Here is a 21,369-nt window from a genome sequence, read left to right as displayed (position 1 = left end):
ATCCGTTATGAAAAGAGTTGATGCAACCGATAAAGCTAAAAATCTTATTCAGCAGTTAAAAGAAAAACATGGTGATTTGATGTTTTATCAAGCTGGTGGATGCTGCGAAGGCACGCAACCACAATGTTTCAGGAAAGGAGAATTTTATCTTCGTTACAAAGATGTTTGCATCGGAACAATTGAGGATATTGAGTTTTGGGTAGATAAAGATTTGTTTGAATATTGGAAACATGCACATTTCGAATTAGATGTAATTGATGCAATTGGCGCGGGCGGTTTTTCGTTAGAAGTTCCGCTTGGCAAAACATTTAAAGTCAATTATAGAATTTTTACACAAGACGAAATAAATCTATTGGACGAAGTAAAATTGAATACATAAAAAGAAAAGCCATTTGCAATGCAAATGGCTTTTTTATCATTTTAAATCTTAGGATTAACCTAAAATTTCTATTGCTTTATTAATACGTGCAACTGTTTCTTCTTTTCCTAATGTTGCCATAATCAACGGAACATCTGGACCTTGTAATGCGCCAACTAAACTTAAACGTAAAGGCATTCCAATTTTTCCGAAACCAATTTCTTGTGCAGTTACAAAATCTGCCATTGCATCGTGTAAAACTTCTGGTGTAAATTCTGAAGCATTTAAAACTTCGATAAATTTAGTTAAAATCTCTTTTGAATCTTCTTTCCAAGCTTTTTTTGCTGCTTTTTCATCGTAAATAGAAGGAGCTATATAAAATAATTTACCTTGTTCAAAAATATCTTTCACAAAGTTGGCACGTTCTTTTAATAATTCAATCACTTTTGAATCTAAAGTTACATTTGCTTCGATTCCGTTTTCTTTTAAAACTTCTTCAAAAGCAGGTAATAATTCTTCTGTCGATTTTAATTGTACATATTGATGATTAAACCAAGTTGCTTTTTCTGGAGAAAAACGTGCACCCGATTTCGAAACTTTTTCTAAACTAAACGCTTGTATTAATTCGTCCATCGTAAAAATTTCTTGATCTGTACCAGGATTCCAACCCAATAAAGCTAACATATTAAGCACTGCATCTGGTAAATAACCTTCTTGTTTATATCCTTTCGCAATTCCTTCTTCTGTTTTCCATTCCATCGGAAACACAGGAAAACCATGTTTATCACCATCACGTTTACTCAATTTTCCTTTACCTTCTGGTTTTAGGATTAATGGTAAATGTGCAAATCTTGGCGCTTCCCATCCAAAACCATCATACAATAATTCGTGTAATGGCATTGATGGTAACCATTCTTCTCCACGAATTACATGCGTAATTCCCATCAAATGATCGTCTACAATATTCGCTAAATGGTATGTTGGCATTCCGTCAGATTTAAACAAAACTTTATCGTCTAAAGTTTTTGCATCGATAGAAATTTTACCACGAATCATGTCATCTAATAAAACCGTGCGTTCGTCATCAATTTTGAAACGTACAACATAAGGTGTTTCATTGTCAAGTAAATTCTTCGTTTCAGCTTCTGTTAATGAAAGCGAATTTTTTAATTGTCCACGAGTTGACCAATTGTAGATAAATGTTTCTTTATTTTCTTCTGCTTTTGCACGTGCTGCGTCTAATTCTTCAGCTGTATCAAATGCATAATATGCTTTTCCGTTTGCTAATAATTCTTCTACATAACCTTTGTAGATTTCTTTACGTTCTGATTGACGGTATGGACCTAAATCTCCTCCAAAACCAACACCTTCATCAGGAACTAAGCCTAACCATTTTAACGAATCGATTATATATTGCTCAGCACCTTCCACATAACGTGTTTGGTCTGTATCCTCAATTCTTAATAAGAATTTTCCGTTATTATGTTTTGCGAAAAGATAATTGTATAACGCTGTACGTACTCCTCCGATGTGTAATGCACCTGTTGGACTGGGCGCAAATCTTACACGAACTTCTTTTGCCATTGTATCAAAATTTTTGCAAATTTAAGATGTTCAATTCTATAATAGATAGTTATTTTAAAATATTCTATTTTTTTATCTTCGTAAAAGATTAAATGATCCTATTATTTAGTTCTTAAAAATCACAAAAAATGAAATTATATTCAATAGAAACCGGAAATTTTAAATTAGACGGTGGCGCAATGTTCGGAATTGTACCAAAATCAATTTGGCAAAAAACAAATCCAGCCGACGAAAAAAACTTAATTGATTTGGCAATGAGATGCCTTTTGATTGAAGATGGCGAACGATTAATATTAATTGATACCGGAATTGGAAACAAACAAAACGAGAAGTTTTTTGGCTTTTATTATTTATGGGGCGATTTTTCTTTAGACGCTTCTCTTGCAAAACATGGTTTTAATCGCGAAGATATTACAGATGTTTTTTTAACACATTTGCATTTTGATCATTGTGGTGGCGCAATACAATATAACAAGGAGAAAGATTATTTAGAAGCATCGTTTAAAAATGCAAAATTTTGGTCGAATGAAAGTCATTGGGATTGGGCAATAAATCCTAATCAACGCGAAAAAGCATCTTTTTTACAAGAAAATATTTTACCGCTAAAAGAAAGTGGACAATTAAATATGATTGATTTACCAACAAATGGATCAGTTTTAGAAAATTCGCCACTTGGTTTTGATATTCTTTTTGTAGACGGACATACCGAAAAACAAATGTTGCCAATAATCACATACAAAGGCAAAAAAATCGTTTACATTGCCGATTTAATCCCAACTGTAGGGCATATTCCACCAATCTATGTAATTGGTTTTGATACGCGACCTTTAATTACACTTGACGAAAAAAATGACTTTTTACAAAAAGCAGTCGAAAATGATTATATTTTGTTTTTTGAGCATGATCATATCAATGAATTGGCTACCTTAAAGTTAACAGAAAAAGGTGTGAGATTAGATCAAACCTATTCATTTTCAGAGGTTTTCGATTCAATCTAAACCCATAATCATATCGCAAATGATTTCACAAATTCAGAAAAATATTTTCATACCTTTGTGTTGTCATTTTTAAAAAATTAGAACAATGGGATGTGGATCTTGTGGTACTTCTAATAGTGGCCTTCCGAAAGGATGTAACAATAATGGTGCTTGTGGCACTGATGGTTGTGGAAAATTATCAGTTTTCGATTGGTTATCAAACATGAAACTACCTAATGGACAAGAAAGGTTCAATTTTGTAGAAGTTCGTTTCAAGAATGATCGAAAGTTTTATTATAAAAACGAAAACAACATATCTTTAAATATAGGCGAAGTTGTCGCTGTTGAAGGAACGCCCGGTCATGATATCGGGGTTGTTACACTTACCGGAGAGCTGGTTAGAATCCAAATGAAAAAAAAGAATCTTACCTGGGAAGGGGAAGATATCAAAAAAGTATACCGTAAAGCGAATCAAAAAGACATCGAAACTTGGCATGAGTTTCGTGAAAGAGAAAAACAAACAATGATAGATTCTCGTATCATGGCTAAAAACCATGGTTTAGAGATGAAAATTTGTGATGTTGAATATCAAGGTGATGGCGCAAAAGTTACGTTTTATTATACGGCCGAAGGTCGTGTCGATTTCCGACAATTAATCAAAGATTACGCAAGTAAATTTGCTGTAAGAATTGAGATGAAACAAATCGGCTATCGTCAAGAAGCAGCTAAAATTGGTGGAATTGGATCTTGTGGACGCGAATTATGTTGTTCTACTTGGTTAACAGATTTCCGTTCGGTTAGTACAGCTGCTGCACGTTATCAACAATTGTCAATAAACTCGCAAAAACTTGCAGGACAATGTGGTAAATTAAAATGTTGTTTAAATTTTGAGTTAGATTCTTATTTAGATGCATTAAATACTTTTCCGTCAATGGAAAGCCGCTTTGAAACAGAAAAAGGTTGGACACACTGTGTAAAAATAGATGTTTTCAAAAAAGAAATGTGGTTTGCCTACGAAAGAGGTGGAGTTGTTTGGTATAAATTTTCGGTAGAAGATATTCAAGAATTTTTAGCAATGAGTGCTAAAGGTCTAAAAACAGAACCTTTAGAAGAATTAGCGAAAAATGTAGAAGAAGTTAAACCAGATTTTACAGATGTTATTGGTGAAGATTCTTTAGAGCGTTTTGAGCGTAAAGAGAAACAAAAAAGTAAACGCAAAAAAATCAAGAAACCAACAAATCCTACTGCTGAAAAAGCAAACGCGAATACAAACGCTATAAAACCTCAACCTGCGAAACAAAAGCAGCCAAATGAGGCGAAAGATGCGCCAAATCGTGTTGAAAATAAACCTGGTAAAAATCCGAATCAGTCTAAAAAGAATAATCAAAATAGACCGCAAAAAAATTCGAATCCAAACCAAAACCCAAATCAGCAGAAACAAAATCCGCCAAAAGAAAAGCAACAGCCAACTCAAAACGGAGATCAAAAACAAGTACAACAAAATCCTGATCAGCCAAAGGAACAAGGAGCAAATCGCAATCGTAATCAACAGAAACGAAAACCGAATACTCCGAATCCGAACAGTCAAAATAATCCAGCGAATCAGGAAAATCAACAGCCTAAAAAGCTTCCTCAGCAAAATAATCAAACTGCTGAACCAAAAAAGACGAATGTTTCGGGAGAAAATCAGAATAACGATACAGAACCGAATCCTAATAAATCGAAGAATCGAAATAAAAAAAGATTTAATCGTGGGCCAAAACCAGATAATACGCAACAGTAGTTTGCTTTTTATTTTTATCTTTTTATTGTTTAGCTGCGAAGCAAAACATTACTATCAAGATACAAAAGATGTTAAAGATCAATGGAAAAACAATCAACCTCAGACGTTTACGTTTGAGGTTAAAGATGATAAACCTGCGGCTGTAAACATTGGATTTGTCTTAAGAAATAATACGTCGTATGAATATAGTAACTTATATTTGTTCACGAAATTTATTGATCCTAAAGGAAATGAGATGGTTGATACGTTGCAGTATTACATCGCAAATCCCGACGGAAGTTGGATTGGTAAAGGAATGACAACAAAAGAAATGATGTTAGTTTATCGCGAAAAATTACCAATTAAAGACACAGGACGCTACCAACTGAAAGTTTGGCAAGGTATGCGTACAAAAAATTTAAAAGGAATTGAAGACATTAGTTTGATTGTTGATAAAGCTGAATAATACAGAATGAAAAACAATAATACCCCTAAAACAAGCACAGTTTCTAAAGCAAAAAAGAAATTTGGTGGCTATTCATTTACCAAAAAAATAATTGTTACCATTTGGGTCTTATTTTTTGGTGCAGTATTGGGCGTTTTCGGAATTTTTTGGGCAGCATCTAACGGATGGTTAGGTGAAATACCAAACGTTCGAGATTTAGAAAATCCTGATATTTATGTTTCATCAGAAATTATTTCTTCTGATGGCGTTTTACTTGATCGTTTTGAAGCAGAACGTAGAACACCAGTTGATTACAAAGAATTACCACCTCATTTAGTTGATGCATTATTAGCAAAAGAGGATGTTAGATTTTTTGAACATTCGGGTGTAGATATAAAAGCAGCATTTCGTGCAATTTCGTCTGCTGGTGAATCTGGTGGAGGTTCTACCATTACACAACAGTTGGCAAAACAATTGTACACAAAAGATCCTGCATCTAACAAAATAACACGTGTTTTACAAAAACTAAAAGAATGGGTTACATCTGTTCAATTAGAAAAATTATACACAAAAGAGGAAATCATCGCAATGTATTTCAATAAGTTTGACTTTATTTATGGAGCCAAAGGAATTGAATCTGCATCAAAAGTTTATTTTAATAAATCGACAAAAGATTTAACTTTAGACGAAGCTGCTACATTGGTTTCGATGTTCCAAAATCCAGTTGCATTTAATCCTGTTAAACATCCCGAAGTTTCTAAAGAAAAAAGAAATCTTGTATTAGATCAGATGATGAAATACAACAAGATTTCGCAAGCAGAAGGTGAAGAAGCGAAAGCTGCGCCTTTGGTAACGGATAAGCAAGACATTATGAAACATGATGACTCGCATTCTGCATACTTTAAAACTGCCTTGAGAAAAGAGATTAGTGATTGGATGGTTGAGTACGAAAAGGAAACTGGAAAATCCTATAATCTTGAAAAAGATGGTCTTAAAATCTATGTTACTTTAGATTCGAGAATGCAAGCAATTGCAGAAGAAGCAGTACAAAAACAATTAAAAGTTTTACAAGATCAATTTTTTGGAGAGCAACGTGGACGTAGTTTAGCGCCGTTTTATAACGTAACAAGCGACAAAAGACAACGCATTTTTAAACAAGCAATGCAACGTACAGATTTGTTTAAAAAGATGAAAGCTGAAGGTAAATCTGATGCCGAAATTGAAACTGTATTTACAACGCCTCGCGATTCTGTTCAATTCTTTACTTGGAATGGAATTCAATACAAAAAAGGAAAAACTTTGATGGATTCTATCGAATACCACAAACATATTTTACAAGCTGGTTTAATGTCTATGGATCCTACAGACGGAACTATAAAAGCTTGGGTTGGAGGTATTGATTGGAATTATTTCAAATTTGACCACGTAAAACAAGCACGTCGTCAGGTTGGTTCTACTTTCAAACCATTTGTTTATGCAACTGCAATTAATCAATTAGGTTTAACACCATGTCATACTGTTTCTAATGAGCGTATTCCTGGTAAATGGTCGCCGCGTAATGCGAATGGTCGTTATGGAGGTTCGCAAGATTTAAGAACTGCTTTGGCATATTCTACCAATGTTGTTGCTGCACGTTTGATTATGCAAACAGGCGTAGAACCTGTTATTCAAATGGCACGCGATTTAGGTGTAGAATCTCCAATTATTAAAGATCCTACAATTGCATTAGGTTCTGCCGATTTATCATTATACGAAATGGTTGGGGCAATGAGTGCTTTTGCAAATGGAGGAATTTATATTAAGCCTCAATTAATTTTAAGAATAGAAGATAAACAAGGAAAAGTTATCCGCGATTATACACCAAAAACAAGAGAAGTTGTTAATGAGTATGTTGCTTATACAATGATTGATTTGATGAAAGGTGTTGTAGACAGAGGTTCTGGTGCGCGTCTTAGAAATCGTTATAACATAACAGCAGAAGTTGCTGGTAAAACAGGTACAACAAACGAAAACTCGGATGGTTGGTTTATGGGATTAACGCCAAACTTGGTAACAGGTGTTTGGGTTGGAGCAGAAGACCGATTTGCCCATTTCGAAAGTACCGCAACCGGTCAAGGTGCAAATACGGCCTTACCAGTTTGGGCATATTACATGCAAGGAGTTTATAAAGAAGGTGGCAAATTTGGCGTAACAGCTAGTGATAAATTTGAGAAACCAAAAGACATAGAAAAACGTTGGGATTGTTCTAATACATACGGATTCCATCAGTATGATGAAATCTACGATCCAGGGCCTATTATAGAAGGTAGTGGTGGAGAAAGTGTAGGAGAAAACTACGAAGTTCCAGATCCTGAAGAAGGTCAATAAAAAATATTATATCGATAAAAAAACCACTCGTAATGAGTGGTTTTTTTATCGATATAATTTCTAGTTAATTTCGTTTTGTTCTTTTTCTTTCTTGGCTTTCTGTTTTTTCAGAAAATCACGAATCGTCATATAACTCAACAAGACAATTAATGCAGCAACTAAAATATAATTTGCATAAGTAAACATATTTGCAATTGTATCATCTACTACTTCGATTGGTGCAATTGGTTGATCTTTCATTTTTTATTTATGATGAATTAAGTTATTCCGTTTAATTCAAAGATACAAAATCTTAACTTATCAAATCTTTAAGGTGAACATTCAAAATTATTTCTTCTTTTTCTTTTTTCTTCCCCACCAAATCATAAATCCGGTAACAGGCATAGATGCAATCATTAAACTGATGATAAACGCAATAATTTTTGTAGGAAGACCTAAAATATCGCCAACATGAATATCGTAATTAGCACCAACGGCTTTTTCGCCAAAATTTTTGTCTTTATAATCTATTCTTTTTAGTAATTCGCCCGAATTTTCATCAAAAATTAAACTGCTGTACTTATGATATGAATAAGAAAGATGTTGTACATAAATCTCGAAATTCGGATGTTCGTGATCGTCCATGTGCGGATGTCCTAAATCTATACTAAATGCAAAAGTATCTGGAAATGTTTCTCTTGTTTTTTGGGCAACTTTGTCTAAAGTTGTATCATTTCGCATTTCAATTGGGGCTTTTGTGGTGTATTCAGAATAATCTGGCAGAGCTGTTTTTCCTCCAGAAAACACAAAATACATTGCGGCTTGTATCACAAAAAAAGCATAAAAAAGTCCCGTAATTGCAAATACTACTGCTAAAATAGAACTGTAAAAGCCAAAAATATTATGTAAATCATAATTTTTACGTTTCCAGTTTTTTATATTTTTCCAACGAAACCAAAAACGTTGTTTACGAGCTGCTTTATTTTTTGGCCACCAAAGAATGATCCCAGAAATAAGCATGATAACGAATATAATTACCGGAATTCCGACAACATAAGTTCCCCATGATTCTTTGAGTAAAAAACTCCAATGAATCATTTTTACAATTTGAAAAAAGCCGTTTTTTTCATCATAAACCTGCAATACTTTTCCTGTGTACGGATTTACATACGCAACTTGATAAATAGGATATTCGTCAAAATAATTCCAAGCTTTATTATTGTGTTCAAACCAATAAAAGCGATATGAGCGATTTTCATCCATTGGAATATTTACCCAATGAATAGGAAATTCTTCTTTTACTTGCTCGTTCACTTTATCTTCTAAAACTTTTAGAGGAAGAATATTTTTTTGCGCAATATTAGTTTCTCCATGATAAATGACTTCTTTTCTTTGATAATTTTCAATTTCATCTTTAAAAACATACAAAGCGCCAGTAATCGAAATAATAAAGATTAGAAGTCCAATTCCTAAGCCAAACCAAAGATGTAGCTTAGCTGCCCAAAGTTTCCAAATTGATTTTTTCTTTGCTATTTTCGTCATCTATTAAAATTTATACGTAATACTTCCTAAAGCATTTACCAATTGTTGCGGATTAGCTGTTGTAAAACCTACCCAATAATGTTGATTCGTAAAATTGTCAACTTTAACACCTATTCTAAATTTCTTTGTGTCGTAAAAAGCACTTGCGTTTAACACTAAATATTTTGGAAGAATAAATATACTTTCGCCAGTTACATTACCGTTTGCATCTATAATATTGTTATTAATTTCTCTATGATCGTTTGCATAATTTCCGCCAAGACCAAAACCAAGACCTTTTAAACTACCATCAAGAATTTGATAACTTGCATATAAACTTGCTAACCAAGGCGAACCTGCAGTTCCTGGTCTTCTACCTTTTGTTGTTGCATCGGCATCTAAATATTTTGAGTCATTATAACTTACTCCTCCAACCAGAGAAAGTCCTTTTAGCAAATAAGCATTTACTTCTAATTCTACACCTTTACTTCTAAGTTCACCAGCTTGTGTTTGTATTGCAAAAGCACCAGCATAACCAGTTGTAACTAAAGTATTTTTTACATTGATATTATAGTAACTCAATGTTGCGTTAACTTTTCCTCTGATTAAACTTGTTTTTAAACCACCTTCAAATTGATTGGCTCTTTCTGGATCTGATAAAAGAGAAGTTCCTGTAGCATCAGCAGTATAATATCCATTGCTTTTGAAACTGTTTTGGTAATTTCCGAAAACAGAAAATTTATCTTTTATAACTTCATAAACAACACCAAATTTTGGAGAAAAAGCAGATTGATTGTATGGTTTTACATCATTAATCCATAATTTACCACCTTCAAAATTATTGCTTTCATAGCGAAGTGCTGCCATAATATTAAGTCCAGAAATTGGTGTAAAAACATTGGCGATATATCCACTGTATGTATTTTGATCATCCGTTTGGTCGTATGTACTTACATTGTCAGGATTACTGTATAAGGCATCTAATACGTCTGAATTAAATGTACTTGCGTAATCGTAACCATTTGCAGGAACTGTATCAAAAAATCCTTTTGTAAGATATTTGTAACGTAATCTGTTTTTGATTTTCATATAATCAAATCCAACAACAGTTCTGTTGCGCATATCATTTCCAAATTTATAATCGAAATTGAAATTTTGTTGAAGTTGGAAATATGTTTTCTTACTATTATCAGTAGATTGATCTGCTCTACTTACATACAATTGATTATCTGATGGATTGATAGCTGCTGTAAAATAAGGATTGTATCCATCCGAAAAAGTATACGCTGTACTAATATTAGTAGAAGAACTAATGTTAGTATTGATTTTATAATTTGCTTGCCCAAAAATATTACGAACTTTTGCCTTTGTGTACATGCCGTCGCCGTAATAAGATTGTTTATAATTTAATCCTAATTTTTCTAAATCTTTGGCATTATCAACTCCTGTAGTTTCTTTTGATAAATAGAAAAAAGATTGTTCTGGCGTCGATTTCGTATCATACATTTCATACTCTAAACTCAGCGTCAATTTATCATTTACTTTATACAATAACGAAGGTGTAAAAGCAGTGTACGTATTTTTTGCATTAGCTTTCTGAAAAGTTCCAGAATTGGTATAAGCTGTATTTACACGAAACATAAGCTTATTATCTTTTGTAAGTGGTGCATTTACATCTGCCTGTGCTCTATAATAGTTATAACTACCACCTACCACAGAAATATTACCGCCAAAAGTTTCATACGGTTTTTTTGTAATTCGATTTACAGCTCCACCATAAGACGTTACATTACTACCATACAATGTTGCGGAAGGACCTTTTAAAACCTCTAATTTTTCAATATTTACGGCATCAATAGATGTTGTTACTGGTGCAACCATACCATCTCGTAATGAATTATTAGATACAAAACCTCTTAATGCAATATATGCTCCTCCATCTCCTGCTCTGTTAGTTGCACTCCACATTTTCTGAATTCCAGTTACATTTCGATAGGCATCATCAACTGAATAAATCATTTGATTTTCAAAAAATATTTTATCAACTGTAGAAAATAATTGTGGATTTTCTATTGCCTTTAAAGGCATTTTATTCACATATTCAGAATCTTTTTTTAGCGTTGCGTTTATAATTACACCTTCAAGTTCACTGATTTGTACTGAATCTTTTTTTTCTTCTTGTGCATAACTTGTCATTGCTGCAAGCATCGCTAAATTGAATATATATTTTTTCATTTGTTATTGATTTTTAAAATAATTATGGTCTAATTACTTATAAAGTTTTGCAAATTTATATGTAATTCTTATTTATTCTAAATTAATTTTAGTTAAATTTTTAAGATTCTTTCTGACAAGAATAAATTCCACTTTTACTTAACATTACCTATCTTTGTAACCATATAGATTTTAAGCAAATGTGTCAACCAAAAAGATATACTGTTACAGCGGCTTTACCTTATGCAAATGGACCAATTCATATTGGTCATATGGCTGGGGTTTATGTACCGTCTGATATTTACGCGCGTTTTTTAAGAAGAAAAGGAAAAGATGTAGCCTTTATTGGAGGTTCTGATGAGCATGGTATTCCAATTACAATTCGTGCTAAAAATGAAGGTGTTACACCACAAGATATCGTAGATCGTTACCACGAAAATATCAAAACAACATTAGAAAATTTCGGTGTTACATTTGATATTTATTCTCGTACAACATCTACAAAACACAAAGAAGTTTCGCAAGATTTTTTCAAAACATTATACGATAATGGGAAGTTTACAGAAGATGTAACCGAGCAATATTATGATGAAGAAGCACACGAATTTTTAGCAGATAGATACATTAGAGGAGAATGTCCTAAATGTGGAAATCCTGATGCTTATGGCGATCAATGCGAAAAATGTGGAACTACTTTAAGCCCAGAAGAATTAATAAATCCTCGTTCTGCATTAAGCGGAAATACGCCAATACGAAAAGAGACAAAAAACTGGTATTTACCTCTAGATCAATACGATTCGTTTTTAAAAGAATGGATTTTAGATGGTCATAAAAATGATTGGAAATCGAGTGTTTATGGTCAAGTAAAATCATGGTTAGACGATGGTTTAAAACCTCGTGCAATGACGCGTGATTTAAACTGGGGAATTCCAGTTCCTGTAGAAGGAGCGGAAGGAAAAGTAATGTATGTTTGGTTTGATGCGCCTATTGGTTATATCTCATTTACACAAGAATGGGCAGAGCAAAATGGGAAAAACTGGAAAGATTATTGGCAAAACGAAGAAACGAAATTAGTTCATTTCATCGGAAAAGATAATATCGTTTTCCATTGTATCATTTTTCCTGTAATGATGAAAGCGCACGGCGATTATATTATGCCAGATAATGTACCTGCAAACGAGTTTTTAAATTTAGAAGATGATAAAATTTCAACTTCTAGAAATTGGGCTGTTTGGGCGCACGAATATTTAGTAGATTTTCCAAATCAACAAGATACTTTACGTTATGTTTTGACGGCAAATATGCCCGAAAATAAAGACAATAATTTTACATGGAAAGATTTTCAAACCAAAAATAACTCAGAATTAGTAGGTATTTTAGGAAACTTTATTAACCGTGTAATGGTACTTTCTCACAAATATTACGAAGGAATTGTTCCTGAAAAAACAGTGGAATTTGAAGAAGTTACTTTAATCAAATATTTTGGACAGCGCATTGCAGCACATATCGAAAAATATGAATTTCGTGCAGCATTAACAGAATATATGAATTTAGCACGTTTAGGAAATCAATTTTTACAAGCACAAGAGCCTTGGAAAAAAGGAGATGACCCAGAAGTTGTAAAAGGAATTATGTATACGGCAACTCAAATTGCAGCAGCTTTAGCACAATTTGGAGAACCATTTATTCCATTTTCATCGGCTAAAATGCTAAAAATGATGAATCTTGAGCAATTGAATTGGGACGAATTAGAATCGACTGATGAATATATTGCAACAGGACATCAATTAGGAGAATCAGAATTAATTTTTGCAAAGATTGAAGATGAAGCAATCGAAGCACAAATCAATAAATTACAAGAAAGTAAAGTCAAAAATAATATGACAAACCCAAATGCAGAGCCTCAAAAAGAATTAATTTCTTTTGATGATTTTCAGAAAATGGATATTCGTATCGGAACAATTTTAGAAGCGAAAAAAGTAGAGAAAGCAGATAAATTATTCGAATTAAAAGTTGATACCGGAATGGATGTTCGTACAATTGTTTCTGGTATTGCAGAGCATTTTACGTTAGAAGAAATTGTTGGTAAACAAGCAATGGTTTTAGCAAATTTAGCGCCTCGTAAAATTCGTGGAATAGAATCTAATGGAATGTTATTATTTGCTGATAAAGCGGACGGTAAATTAACGTTTGTTAATCCTGAAGACGAAACACCAAACGGTGTACAAGTTGGATAATTAGATACATAAAAATATTATTATACAAAAAAACCACTTCGTAATGAAGTGGTTTTTTTTATTGTAAATTATCTTAAGGATTTGTTGGAAACGTAAACGAATCGTCTTTGTTTGGATTATTTCGTTTAGAATCCGTAGAATCTTCTTTCTTTATTTGGTGTTCATTCAATTCATGAGCCGCTGTAAATGATGTAACCATTGTGTTTAACATTTCTGAAGCTTGTGTTGGCGAATTTGGTAAAAGCACTAATTTGCTTCCTGATTTTTCTCCAATTGCTTGTAATGTATCATAATGTTGCGTTACAACAATCAAAGCAGAAGCTTCTTGCGATGTAATTCCTGCACCGTTCAAAACATCTACAGATTCTAATAAACCTTTTGCAATTTCGCGGCGTTGATCTGCAATACCTTGTCCTTGCAAACGTTTTGATTCTGCTTCGGCTCTGGCTTTTTCTACGATTAAAATTCGTGCAGCGTCACCTTCATATTGTGCGGCAATTTTTTCGCGTTCGGCAGCATTAATACGGTTCATGGCGTGTTTTACTTGCTCATCAGGATCAATATCGGTTACTAAAGTTTTGATAATATCATAACCATACGTATTCATAGCTTCTTGCAACTCGCCTTTTACAGCAATTGCGATATCGTCTTTTTTCTCGAAAACATCGTCTAAACGAAGTTTCGGAACCTCAGCACGAACAACATCAAATACATACGACGTAATCTGTGTATAAGGATTATCTAGTTTATAAAATGCATCGTAAACTTGATCTTTTATCACTTGATATTGAACAGATATTTTTAATCGAACAAAAACATCATCTTTTGTTTTAGTTTCGACAACAACATCTAATTGTTGAATTTTTAAGGATACTTTTCCTGCAATTTTGTCTACAATCGGAATTTTGAATTGTAAACCTGGCGTACGAACACTATGAAATTTACCAAATCGTTCTAACACAATTGCGGTTTGTTGTTTTACAGTAAAAAATAACAAAAAAAGAATAATTATACCTACAAAAATAGCTATACCAAAATATTGCATAAGTTGATGTTTTTTAATTTATTGAGTTAAGATATAAAAAAAATTAGGAATGTTACTATAACATTCCTAATTCAAATTTTGCTTCTTCGCTCATCATATCTTTTTCCCAAGGCGGTTCAAAAGTAATTTCTACGTAACATTTTGTTACATATTCTATTTCTTCTACGCGTTGTTCTACTTCTCTTGGAAGTGTTTCGGCAACTGGACAGTTTGGAGATGTAAGTGACATGGTTACTTTAACTTCTCCGTCTTCATTAACCTCAGCATCATATATTAAGCCTAATTCGTAAATATCAACAGGAATCTCTGGATCGTAGACAGATTTAAATTTCTCTACTAATCTTTCTCCTATCGAGTCTATTTGTTGTTCTGTTAATGCCATTGTTATCAACTCTAATTATTTACAAATGTACGAATAGTTTGTGTTAGGTGGAATTTTTCTAAATAACTATTTTTAATGATTTAAAATTAAAAATTTATAGGAAAAGAAAATCGCTTTGTCGGAGAGCCCGAAAAAGCGATTTTACAAACACGAAGAACTTTTTTATTAGAAAAGTTTTATCATTATATATTACAGTATTATAAACCTACTGTCCATCCTTTTGCCCAAGTTGGCGTATCTACACCAGAACCTGCACCTGTATTATTTGCTTTAGAATATGCTTTTGTAACGTCTGCTACTGCACCTCCCGATGTTTTACCTGTTGCCTCTACACCAACATTGATAAATTGTACATTTTTAAGAAATAAATCTGTCGGAATCCAGCTTAAAGTTGCGTCATGCTCTATATCAATACCTTTTGCCCAATTAGCTAATACAAAATTCTCAAATTTACCTTTTGTACCTACGCGTAATTTAAGTGCTTGGTTTTCTCCTTCTCCAACATAAGTTGATCCTAAACCAATTAATGTTGCATTTTTGATTGTTGGATTAGATATTGGCGTTAATAAATTGTTTGATGAATTATTATCTGCTTCTATACCTCTGTTTCCTTTGCTGCGACCTTCTTTACCGTACCAAAATTCGTTTGTACCATTCCAACCTTCAGTCCAGTCAAATTGATCATCTTCGTTTTCATTCGAAACAATGTATTTTGTATTTACTGTTCCTCCAAAAAACTCAATACCATCGTCAGAACCTGCATATAATTGTACATATTCTATTTTAGTACCGCTACCAACTCCGAATAATGAAAGTCCATTAAATTCTTTTTCGCTGTTATAAATTGCTCCAGCATACTCAATACGTGTATAAGTAATTGTTCCTGAATTATCATTTGAAACATCACCACCATAAGTTAATTGAGAAACCTCTGCTGTTGCAGATTTTGCTTTGTTAATTGGTGCTTTACCACATAAAACTACACCTCCCCAAGATCCTGGTGTTTTTTTATCAGAACTAAATACGACTGGTTTGTCAGCAGTACCGTTTGCAAAAATTTGACCTCCTTGTGCTACAGCAATATAAGAAGATGTACCACCGTTTGCGATAATTTGTGTTCCTGCAGGAATAGTTAAAACTGCACCTTCGTCAACTTGTAAACTTCCTGTTAAATAATATACTTTAGAAGCGTCTAATGTTACTTTATCTCCGCTTTTTAATTCTCCTTTAAAATCTTGTGGATTTGCAACAAACCCAGAAGGATTTGTATCTCCTCCTTTATTATCATCGTCATTATTACAGCTTACTAAAGCTAAAGATGAAATTGCACCTACTAAGAATAATCTTGAAATTGATTTTTTCATAATTGAAATGTTTTATTGTGTTTGTATGTTTTTAAAATTGATAGTTTACAGATAAATTAAAGTTTAATCCTTTTTTGTAGCTAAGTGTAATTGCATCTCCGTTTGAGTTTTCTTGAACACGATCTATTGTTGGATTTAAAAGGTTTTTAGCAGAAAAATTGATTCCTATATTTTTATTTAATCTAGAACGAAGAATAAAATCTAACGTACTAAAACCTTTGTCTACTTGATTTCCTCTTGTTTCTGTTCCCAATGCATAAATTCTGTCCGAGAAATAGTTGTAAGCAACCGTAGCCATTAAACTACCGCCTTGCTCCCATTTTTTAGAATATGAAATGTCTGCATTCGTTATTAAGTCTGATGCTCCTGTAAATGCATCTTCTTTGTTTGTGAAATTTGTATTAATACGTTGTCCATTAAACAATGTTTCTTCATAAACTTTATCATTGTTTAACTCTTGATTAGAATACATATAAGCCGCATTTAAACCAACTGTTATTTGCTCTGGATTAGATGTTTTGTTGTCATAAATCGCTTTACGAACTTCTAATTCTGCACCAACTGCATATCCCCAATCTCCTGAATTTACATAAGAAATATCGTTAGAAGATGATGCAATAGTTGTTGTATTGATTGGATCTTGAATGTATTTTCCAAAACCACCAAACGAAACTACTTCTCCATTTTTAGGAAACCATTCCCACTTAATATCTGCATTGTAATTTGTAGATGGATATAACATTGGATTTCCTCTAAATGTCTCTGTAACATCTTCGTAAACAAACATTGCTGTTTCTTTAAACTGAGGTAAAGTATATGTTTTTGACGTTGCAAAACGTAAGTTTTGTTTGTCTGTTAATTTATAACGTAAAGCTAAACTTGGTAAAAGTTCAAATTGGTCAAAAGAGTTTTTTCCTTTTGATAAAGCAGTGTACCAATCAATACTTTGTTTAAGATATTCTGCACGAACCCCTAAAAGTGCTGTTAAACGATCTGTAAAATTATATTCAATTTCTACAAAACCAACTTGTATATCTTTTTGTCCAGTATAAGTTTGCGAACGATAACCGCCTTTACCATCCATATCAAATGTTTCTATCGTATACAACTTATCATATCCAAAATTTGATTGGTTAAAAATCGCGTCTAAATTATTTGGATCAACAACAATTCCGCTTTGAGTCAATTTTAAGTTAAATTGATTTGCCTCAAAATCTCTTTCTTTGTGACGAGCTTGATATCCAACAGAAATTTTTGCTTTATAATCTTTTAAATCTCCGCCCAAAGTAAAGTTGTATTCTAAATTTGCAGAAATTTCATTTTCATTTAATTTTTGAAAATAACGGTTACTTAATGACGCATCTTGAGAAGCTAAAGTATATTGACCTGATTGTTTGTTTAGACGCATTGTATTTTGCAAACGATCTGGCATATCTTGATTTACTGCGTTATATGATAATCCCCAATGAAACTCCGAACGACTATTTAATTTGTGATCTCCTAACAATTGGTTGACAAAAACTTGATTCTTTTCGTATGTTGCTCTACGAATAAAACCATTGTCATCTTCGGCTAAATCTCTAATAAATCCTTTGTATTCTTGTAAACTTTGGGTTGTATTATTTATAAAAATACTGTTAGCTCTTAACTTGTTATTTGCATTAAAATCATAATACAAATTAACCATACCTGTTGTGTTTGTAGAATAGCTATTTTTTGTATAATCATTAAAACCTTTCAAGTTTTTACCTTCTGCATCTACAGTTCGTGCAATTCCGTTTTCTATACTTTGTGCTGAATTATCGAAAGAAGCTGATGCAAAAAAGCCAAATTTTGAGCCATTATCAAACTTGTAACTTTTTCCACCTTTTACATTAAAACCTCCTGCAACAGCAGATTTTGTTTGTGGATTGAAACTATTTTTGAAAAAATAGCCATTTGTTGCATTTGCCGGAATTTTTGTATTTTGAAATCCAAACCAATTTGGACCATCTTGTAATTTAAAATCTTTCTCAGAAATCGCATTCGAATTAAGATTCAAACCTGTACCAATTTCAAAAAAACCTTTTCCTTCGTATAATTTAGAGGCAATATCAATATTTGCACCTCCAAAATCAGCCATCATTCTAACGTTAAATGTTTTGCTTAACGAAATATATTCAATGATATCTGTCGGAAATAATTCTAATTTGATATTTTTATTACTCGGATTTTCTGACGGAAGTGGTAAACCGTTTAAAGATGTATAATTATAACGATCTCCTAAACCGCGTACAAAAACATCTCCAGAACCTTCTTGTTTAGTCACACCAGCCATTTTTGCAACAGCAGATGCCGCATCACTCACACCTTTTCTTTCTAATTCTGCAGAACCTATACTTTCTACAATTTTGATTGATTTTTTCTGTAAGTTCAACAAATTTGCTTCAGACGATTTACTTTTTGTTGCCGTTACAACAGCAGTTGATAAATCAATTTTACCATCTTTAAAATCTTCTGGTTGCAGATATAAATTAACCGCATCAGTATCAGTTAAACTTTTTGTGATAATTTGATAACCATCAACTTTCAATTCTATTTGATAAACATCATCCGGAACAGAAACTTCATAATGACCTTTCTCATCCGTTTTTGCTTGAATATTTAAACCTTCAATCGTGAAATTTTTTCCAGAAATTGGTTGATTTGATTTTTGATCAAATAGAGTTCCTTCTAACTTAATATTAGTTTGTGCAAACAATGCAGCCGAGCCTAATAATAAAAGTAAAGTTAAATTGCGTTTCATTTTGTGTTGTTATCTTCGTGTTTGTTGTTTGCAAAGTTGTTGATAACGAATCAAAAACATTTTTAGAAATTGTAAAGGTTTTGTTACTTAATTGTTATCAAATTGCCGTAATTTTAAATGAATGTTAAGAAATCGCATTGGTTGATTTACACTAAGATTTAAGCTTAATTTTACATCGATTATTTTTTTAGTCATTTACAAACAATTATGAAGAACATTAAAATTTTATTAGTTGACGACGAGCCAGATATTTTAGAATTTATTGGCTACAACTTAAAAAAAGAAGGTTTTGACGTAGAAACTGCGCAAAACGGAATGGAAGGTTTAAAACAAGCTAAAATTTTTCGACCAGATTTAATCTTATTAGATGTCATGATGCCACAAATGGACGGAATGGAAATGTGTGCGGAACTAAGAAAATTAGATTCTTTTAAAGATACATTAGTCGTTTTTCTTTCTGCTCGTGCCGAAGATTTTTCTCAATTAGCAGGTTACGACGCTGGTGCAAATGATTATATTTTAAAACCAATTAAACCAAAAGTTTTAATTAGCAAATTAAACGCACTTCTAAAGCTAAAACAACCAAATGAAGCGCCAAAAGAAGAACACATTCAATTAAATAATTTTGATATTAACCGCGAAACTTACAAAGTAACTTTTCAGGGAACTGAGTTTTTATTACCTAGAAAAGAGTTTGAATTAATCGCGCTTTTAGCTTCAAATCCAGAACGCGTTTTCAAAAGAGAAGAAATTCTTGAAAAAGTTTGGGGAAGCGAAGTTGTTGTTGGCGGACGTACAATTGACGTACACATGCGCAAACTACGCGAAAAATTTGGGAACGATCGTTTCTCAACAATCAAAGGAATTGGATATAAAATCAATGATTAAAAGCTAAATGGCTTCAAATTTCAAAGTACAAAACATATTTCTATATGCTTTATTAAGCACATTTATTTTAGCTATAGGATTTGTTTTGTTTTCTTATTTATGGTTCGGGAATATTGATTTTATTCTGCGAGAAAACTATTTTTTTATCAGTTTAATGGCGTTTTTACTTTGTGTATTAACTGCATTTTATTGGTTTTTCTTAAAAAATCAACGCCGTCGAGATTTTACCGAAATCTCGAAAAACATTCCACATTTTCAGACAAATCACATCGATTTCGAAGAACTTTCTCAAAAAATATCAACCATTACAGAAGATCAATCCAAAGAAATTGATCATTTAAATGAACGCGAAAATTATCGCCGCGATTTTTTAGGAAATATTTCGCACGAACTAAAAACACCTTTATTTTCGGTGCAAGGTTATTTATTAACTTTGATTGAAGGCGGAATGGATGACGAATCTATCCGTGATAAATACTTAAACCGAATCAATAAATCGGTGGATAGATTGATTTATTTGGTAAAAGATTTGGACATGATTTCGGAGTTAGAACGTGGACGAATTAATATCGAGTTTACAACCTTTAATTTAACTGCACTTGTGCAAGATGTAATTGATTTATTGGAAATAAAAGCAGAAAAAAATAACATCAGATTAACGCTAAATTATCCTATAAATCAGCCAATAAAAGTAGTTGGTGATATTCAGAAAATACAACAAGTGTTGATTAATTTAATTGTAAATGCAATCAATTATTCAAATCCAGATACCGAAGTTAAAATTGATTTTGATGATTTTGATGATAAAATTCAAGTCCTAATAAAAGACCAAGGTGTTGGAATAAAACAAGATGATTTGGATCGTATTTTTGAGCGTTTTTATCGTGTAGATAAATCTAGAAATCGTAACAATGGTGGTTCTGGACTAGGTTTAGCAATTGTAAAACATATTTTAGGTGCACACAATCAAAAAATATATGTAAACAGCAAAGTAGGAAAAGGATCTACTTTTTCTTTCTATTTACAAAAAGCTTAGTAGACCTCTTTTTTCTTAGTAAATTTTAATGTTATACTGTGTTTAAAAACCTTTAATGTATCATTATTTTGCTCTTTCCAAATATAATATGGCGGTTTAATATTCAGCACACATCCTTTGTTGTTTAAAGAATCGCTTAATAAATCTGCATACAAAACGGTATCATTTTTTATAAAAGATTGGTCTTTATAATTAATCAAATAATAATCTTTCTTCAAATAAAGCGGGTCTTTTACACGTAACGTAGAATCTTTATCATCCATATTCCATTTTATATGAATAGGATTAAAGCCATCTTCGTAACTCACAAAAATTCGTGTTGTATTAATGATATGTCTTACAGAAAAAATCAGGGCAACAAAAAATACGACTACACCGATATAATAAAATATCAATTCTTTTTTCATAATGGTTTGGTTTAGGTG

The 21,369-nt window shown here is 32.4% G+C and carries 17 protein-coding genes; 8 read left to right on the top strand and 9 right to left on the bottom strand.

Annotation, left to right across the window (positions count from 1 at the left end):
* Positions 1-7: 7 nt before the first annotated feature.
* Entirely contained in the window at positions 8-379 is a 372-nt protein-coding gene (locus BM072_RS09605; RefSeq protein ID WP_092908455.1) for a DUF779 domain-containing protein, read from the top strand.
* Positions 380-433: 54 nt separating this feature from the next.
* On the opposite strand, the gene gltX is transcribed toward BM072_RS09605, so the two are convergent.
* A complete protein-coding gene (gene gltX / locus BM072_RS09600) occupies positions 434-1,942 on the bottom strand; it encodes a glutamate--tRNA ligase (protein WP_092908454.1) in 1,509 nt (502 codons plus the stop codon).
* 128 nt (positions 1,943-2,070) lie between these two features.
* On the opposite strand from gltX, the gene BM072_RS09595 reads away from it, so the two are divergent.
* From BM072_RS09595 to BM072_RS09580, 4 genes are all read left to right on the top strand, one after another.
* Positions 2,071-2,940, top strand: a complete 870-nt coding sequence (locus tag BM072_RS09595) for an MBL fold metallo-hydrolase (protein ID WP_092908453.1) — start codon at positions 2,071-2,073, stop codon at positions 2,938-2,940.
* A gap of 85 nt (positions 2,941-3,025) precedes the next feature.
* Positions 3,026-4,702, top strand: a complete 1,677-nt coding sequence (locus BM072_RS09590) for a regulatory iron-sulfur-containing complex subunit RicT (protein ID WP_092908452.1) — start codon at positions 3,026-3,028, stop codon at positions 4,700-4,702.
* A 1-nt stretch (position 4,703) separates the two neighbouring features.
* Entirely contained in the window at positions 4,704-5,147 is a 444-nt protein-coding gene (locus BM072_RS09585) for a gliding motility lipoprotein GldH (RefSeq protein ID WP_245752117.1), read from the top strand.
* Positions 5,148-5,153: 6 nt separating this feature from the next.
* Positions 5,154-7,493 (top strand): penicillin-binding protein 1A, encoded by a 2,340-nt coding sequence (locus BM072_RS09580; RefSeq protein ID WP_092908451.1) that lies wholly within the window; start codon positions 5,154-5,156, stop codon positions 7,491-7,493.
* Positions 7,494-7,553: 60 nt separating this feature from the next.
* On the opposite strand, the gene BM072_RS09575 is transcribed toward BM072_RS09580, so the two are convergent.
* The 3 genes from BM072_RS09575 to BM072_RS09565 form a co-directional block, all read right to left on the bottom strand.
* On the bottom strand, positions 7,554-7,733 hold the full coding sequence (locus tag BM072_RS09575) for a hypothetical protein (RefSeq protein ID WP_092908450.1): 180 nt from the start codon (positions 7,731-7,733) through the stop codon (positions 7,554-7,556).
* An 87-nt stretch (positions 7,734-7,820) separates the two neighbouring features.
* Entirely contained in the window at positions 7,821-9,014 is a 1,194-nt protein-coding gene (locus BM072_RS09570) for a PepSY-associated TM helix domain-containing protein (protein ID WP_092908449.1), read from the bottom strand.
* 3 nt (positions 9,015-9,017) lie between these two features.
* On the bottom strand, positions 9,018-11,228 hold the full coding sequence (locus tag BM072_RS09565) for a TonB-dependent siderophore receptor (protein WP_092908448.1): 2,211 nt from the start codon (positions 11,226-11,228) through the stop codon (positions 9,018-9,020).
* Positions 11,229-11,407: 179 nt separating this feature from the next.
* Between BM072_RS09565 and metG the strand changes: the two genes are divergently transcribed.
* Positions 11,408-13,444 (top strand): methionine--tRNA ligase, encoded by a 2,037-nt coding sequence (gene metG, locus BM072_RS09560; RefSeq protein ID WP_092908447.1) that lies wholly within the window; start codon positions 11,408-11,410, stop codon positions 13,442-13,444.
* Between the two features lie 73 nt (positions 13,445-13,517).
* On the opposite strand, the gene BM072_RS09555 is transcribed toward metG, so the two are convergent.
* The 4 genes from BM072_RS09555 to BM072_RS09540 form a co-directional block, all read right to left on the bottom strand.
* Positions 13,518-14,489 carry an SPFH domain-containing protein gene (locus BM072_RS09555; protein ID WP_092908446.1) on the bottom strand — a complete coding sequence of 324 codons (972 nt, stop codon included), beginning with the start codon at positions 14,487-14,489 and terminating at the stop codon, positions 13,518-13,520.
* 55 nt (positions 14,490-14,544) lie between these two features.
* On the bottom strand, positions 14,545-14,871 hold the full coding sequence (locus BM072_RS09550) for an iron-sulfur cluster assembly protein (protein WP_092908445.1): 327 nt from the start codon (positions 14,869-14,871) through the stop codon (positions 14,545-14,547).
* A 197-nt stretch (positions 14,872-15,068) separates the two neighbouring features.
* Complete coding sequence (locus BM072_RS09545; protein ID WP_092908444.1) at positions 15,069-16,235, bottom strand: hypothetical protein; 1,167 nt, start codon at positions 16,233-16,235, stop codon at positions 15,069-15,071.
* Positions 16,236-16,266: 31 nt separating this feature from the next.
* The gene (locus BM072_RS09540) at positions 16,267-19,020 is read right to left on the bottom strand and encodes a TonB-dependent receptor domain-containing protein (RefSeq protein WP_092908443.1); all 2,754 of its coding nucleotides are present in this window, start codon (positions 19,018-19,020) and stop codon (positions 16,267-16,269) included.
* 207 nt (positions 19,021-19,227) lie between these two features.
* Between BM072_RS09540 and BM072_RS09535 the strand changes: the two genes are divergently transcribed.
* Together BM072_RS09535 and BM072_RS09530 are read left to right on the top strand one after the other, a co-directional pair.
* Positions 19,228-19,908, top strand: coding sequence for a response regulator transcription factor (locus tag BM072_RS09535; protein WP_092908442.1), 681 nt, complete (start codon positions 19,228-19,230; stop codon positions 19,906-19,908).
* A 7-nt stretch (positions 19,909-19,915) separates the two neighbouring features.
* Complete coding sequence (locus BM072_RS09530; protein WP_092908441.1) at positions 19,916-20,944, top strand: sensor histidine kinase; 1,029 nt, start codon at positions 19,916-19,918, stop codon at positions 20,942-20,944.
* On the opposite strand, the gene BM072_RS09525 is transcribed toward BM072_RS09530, so the two are convergent.
* Positions 20,941-21,351, bottom strand: coding sequence for a hypothetical protein (locus BM072_RS09525; RefSeq protein ID WP_092908440.1), 411 nt, complete (start codon positions 21,349-21,351; stop codon positions 20,941-20,943). The genes BM072_RS09530 and BM072_RS09525 overlap by 4 nt on opposite strands.
* Positions 21,352-21,369 lie beyond the last annotated feature (18 nt).

The sequence above is a fragment of the Algoriella xinjiangensis genome, assembly GCF_900115015.1.
GTDB lineage: Bacteria > Bacteroidota > Bacteroidia > Flavobacteriales > Weeksellaceae > Empedobacter > Empedobacter xinjiangensis.
Note: the sequence above shows the minus strand (reverse complement) of the source record. Positions and strands in the feature narration are given on the sequence as shown.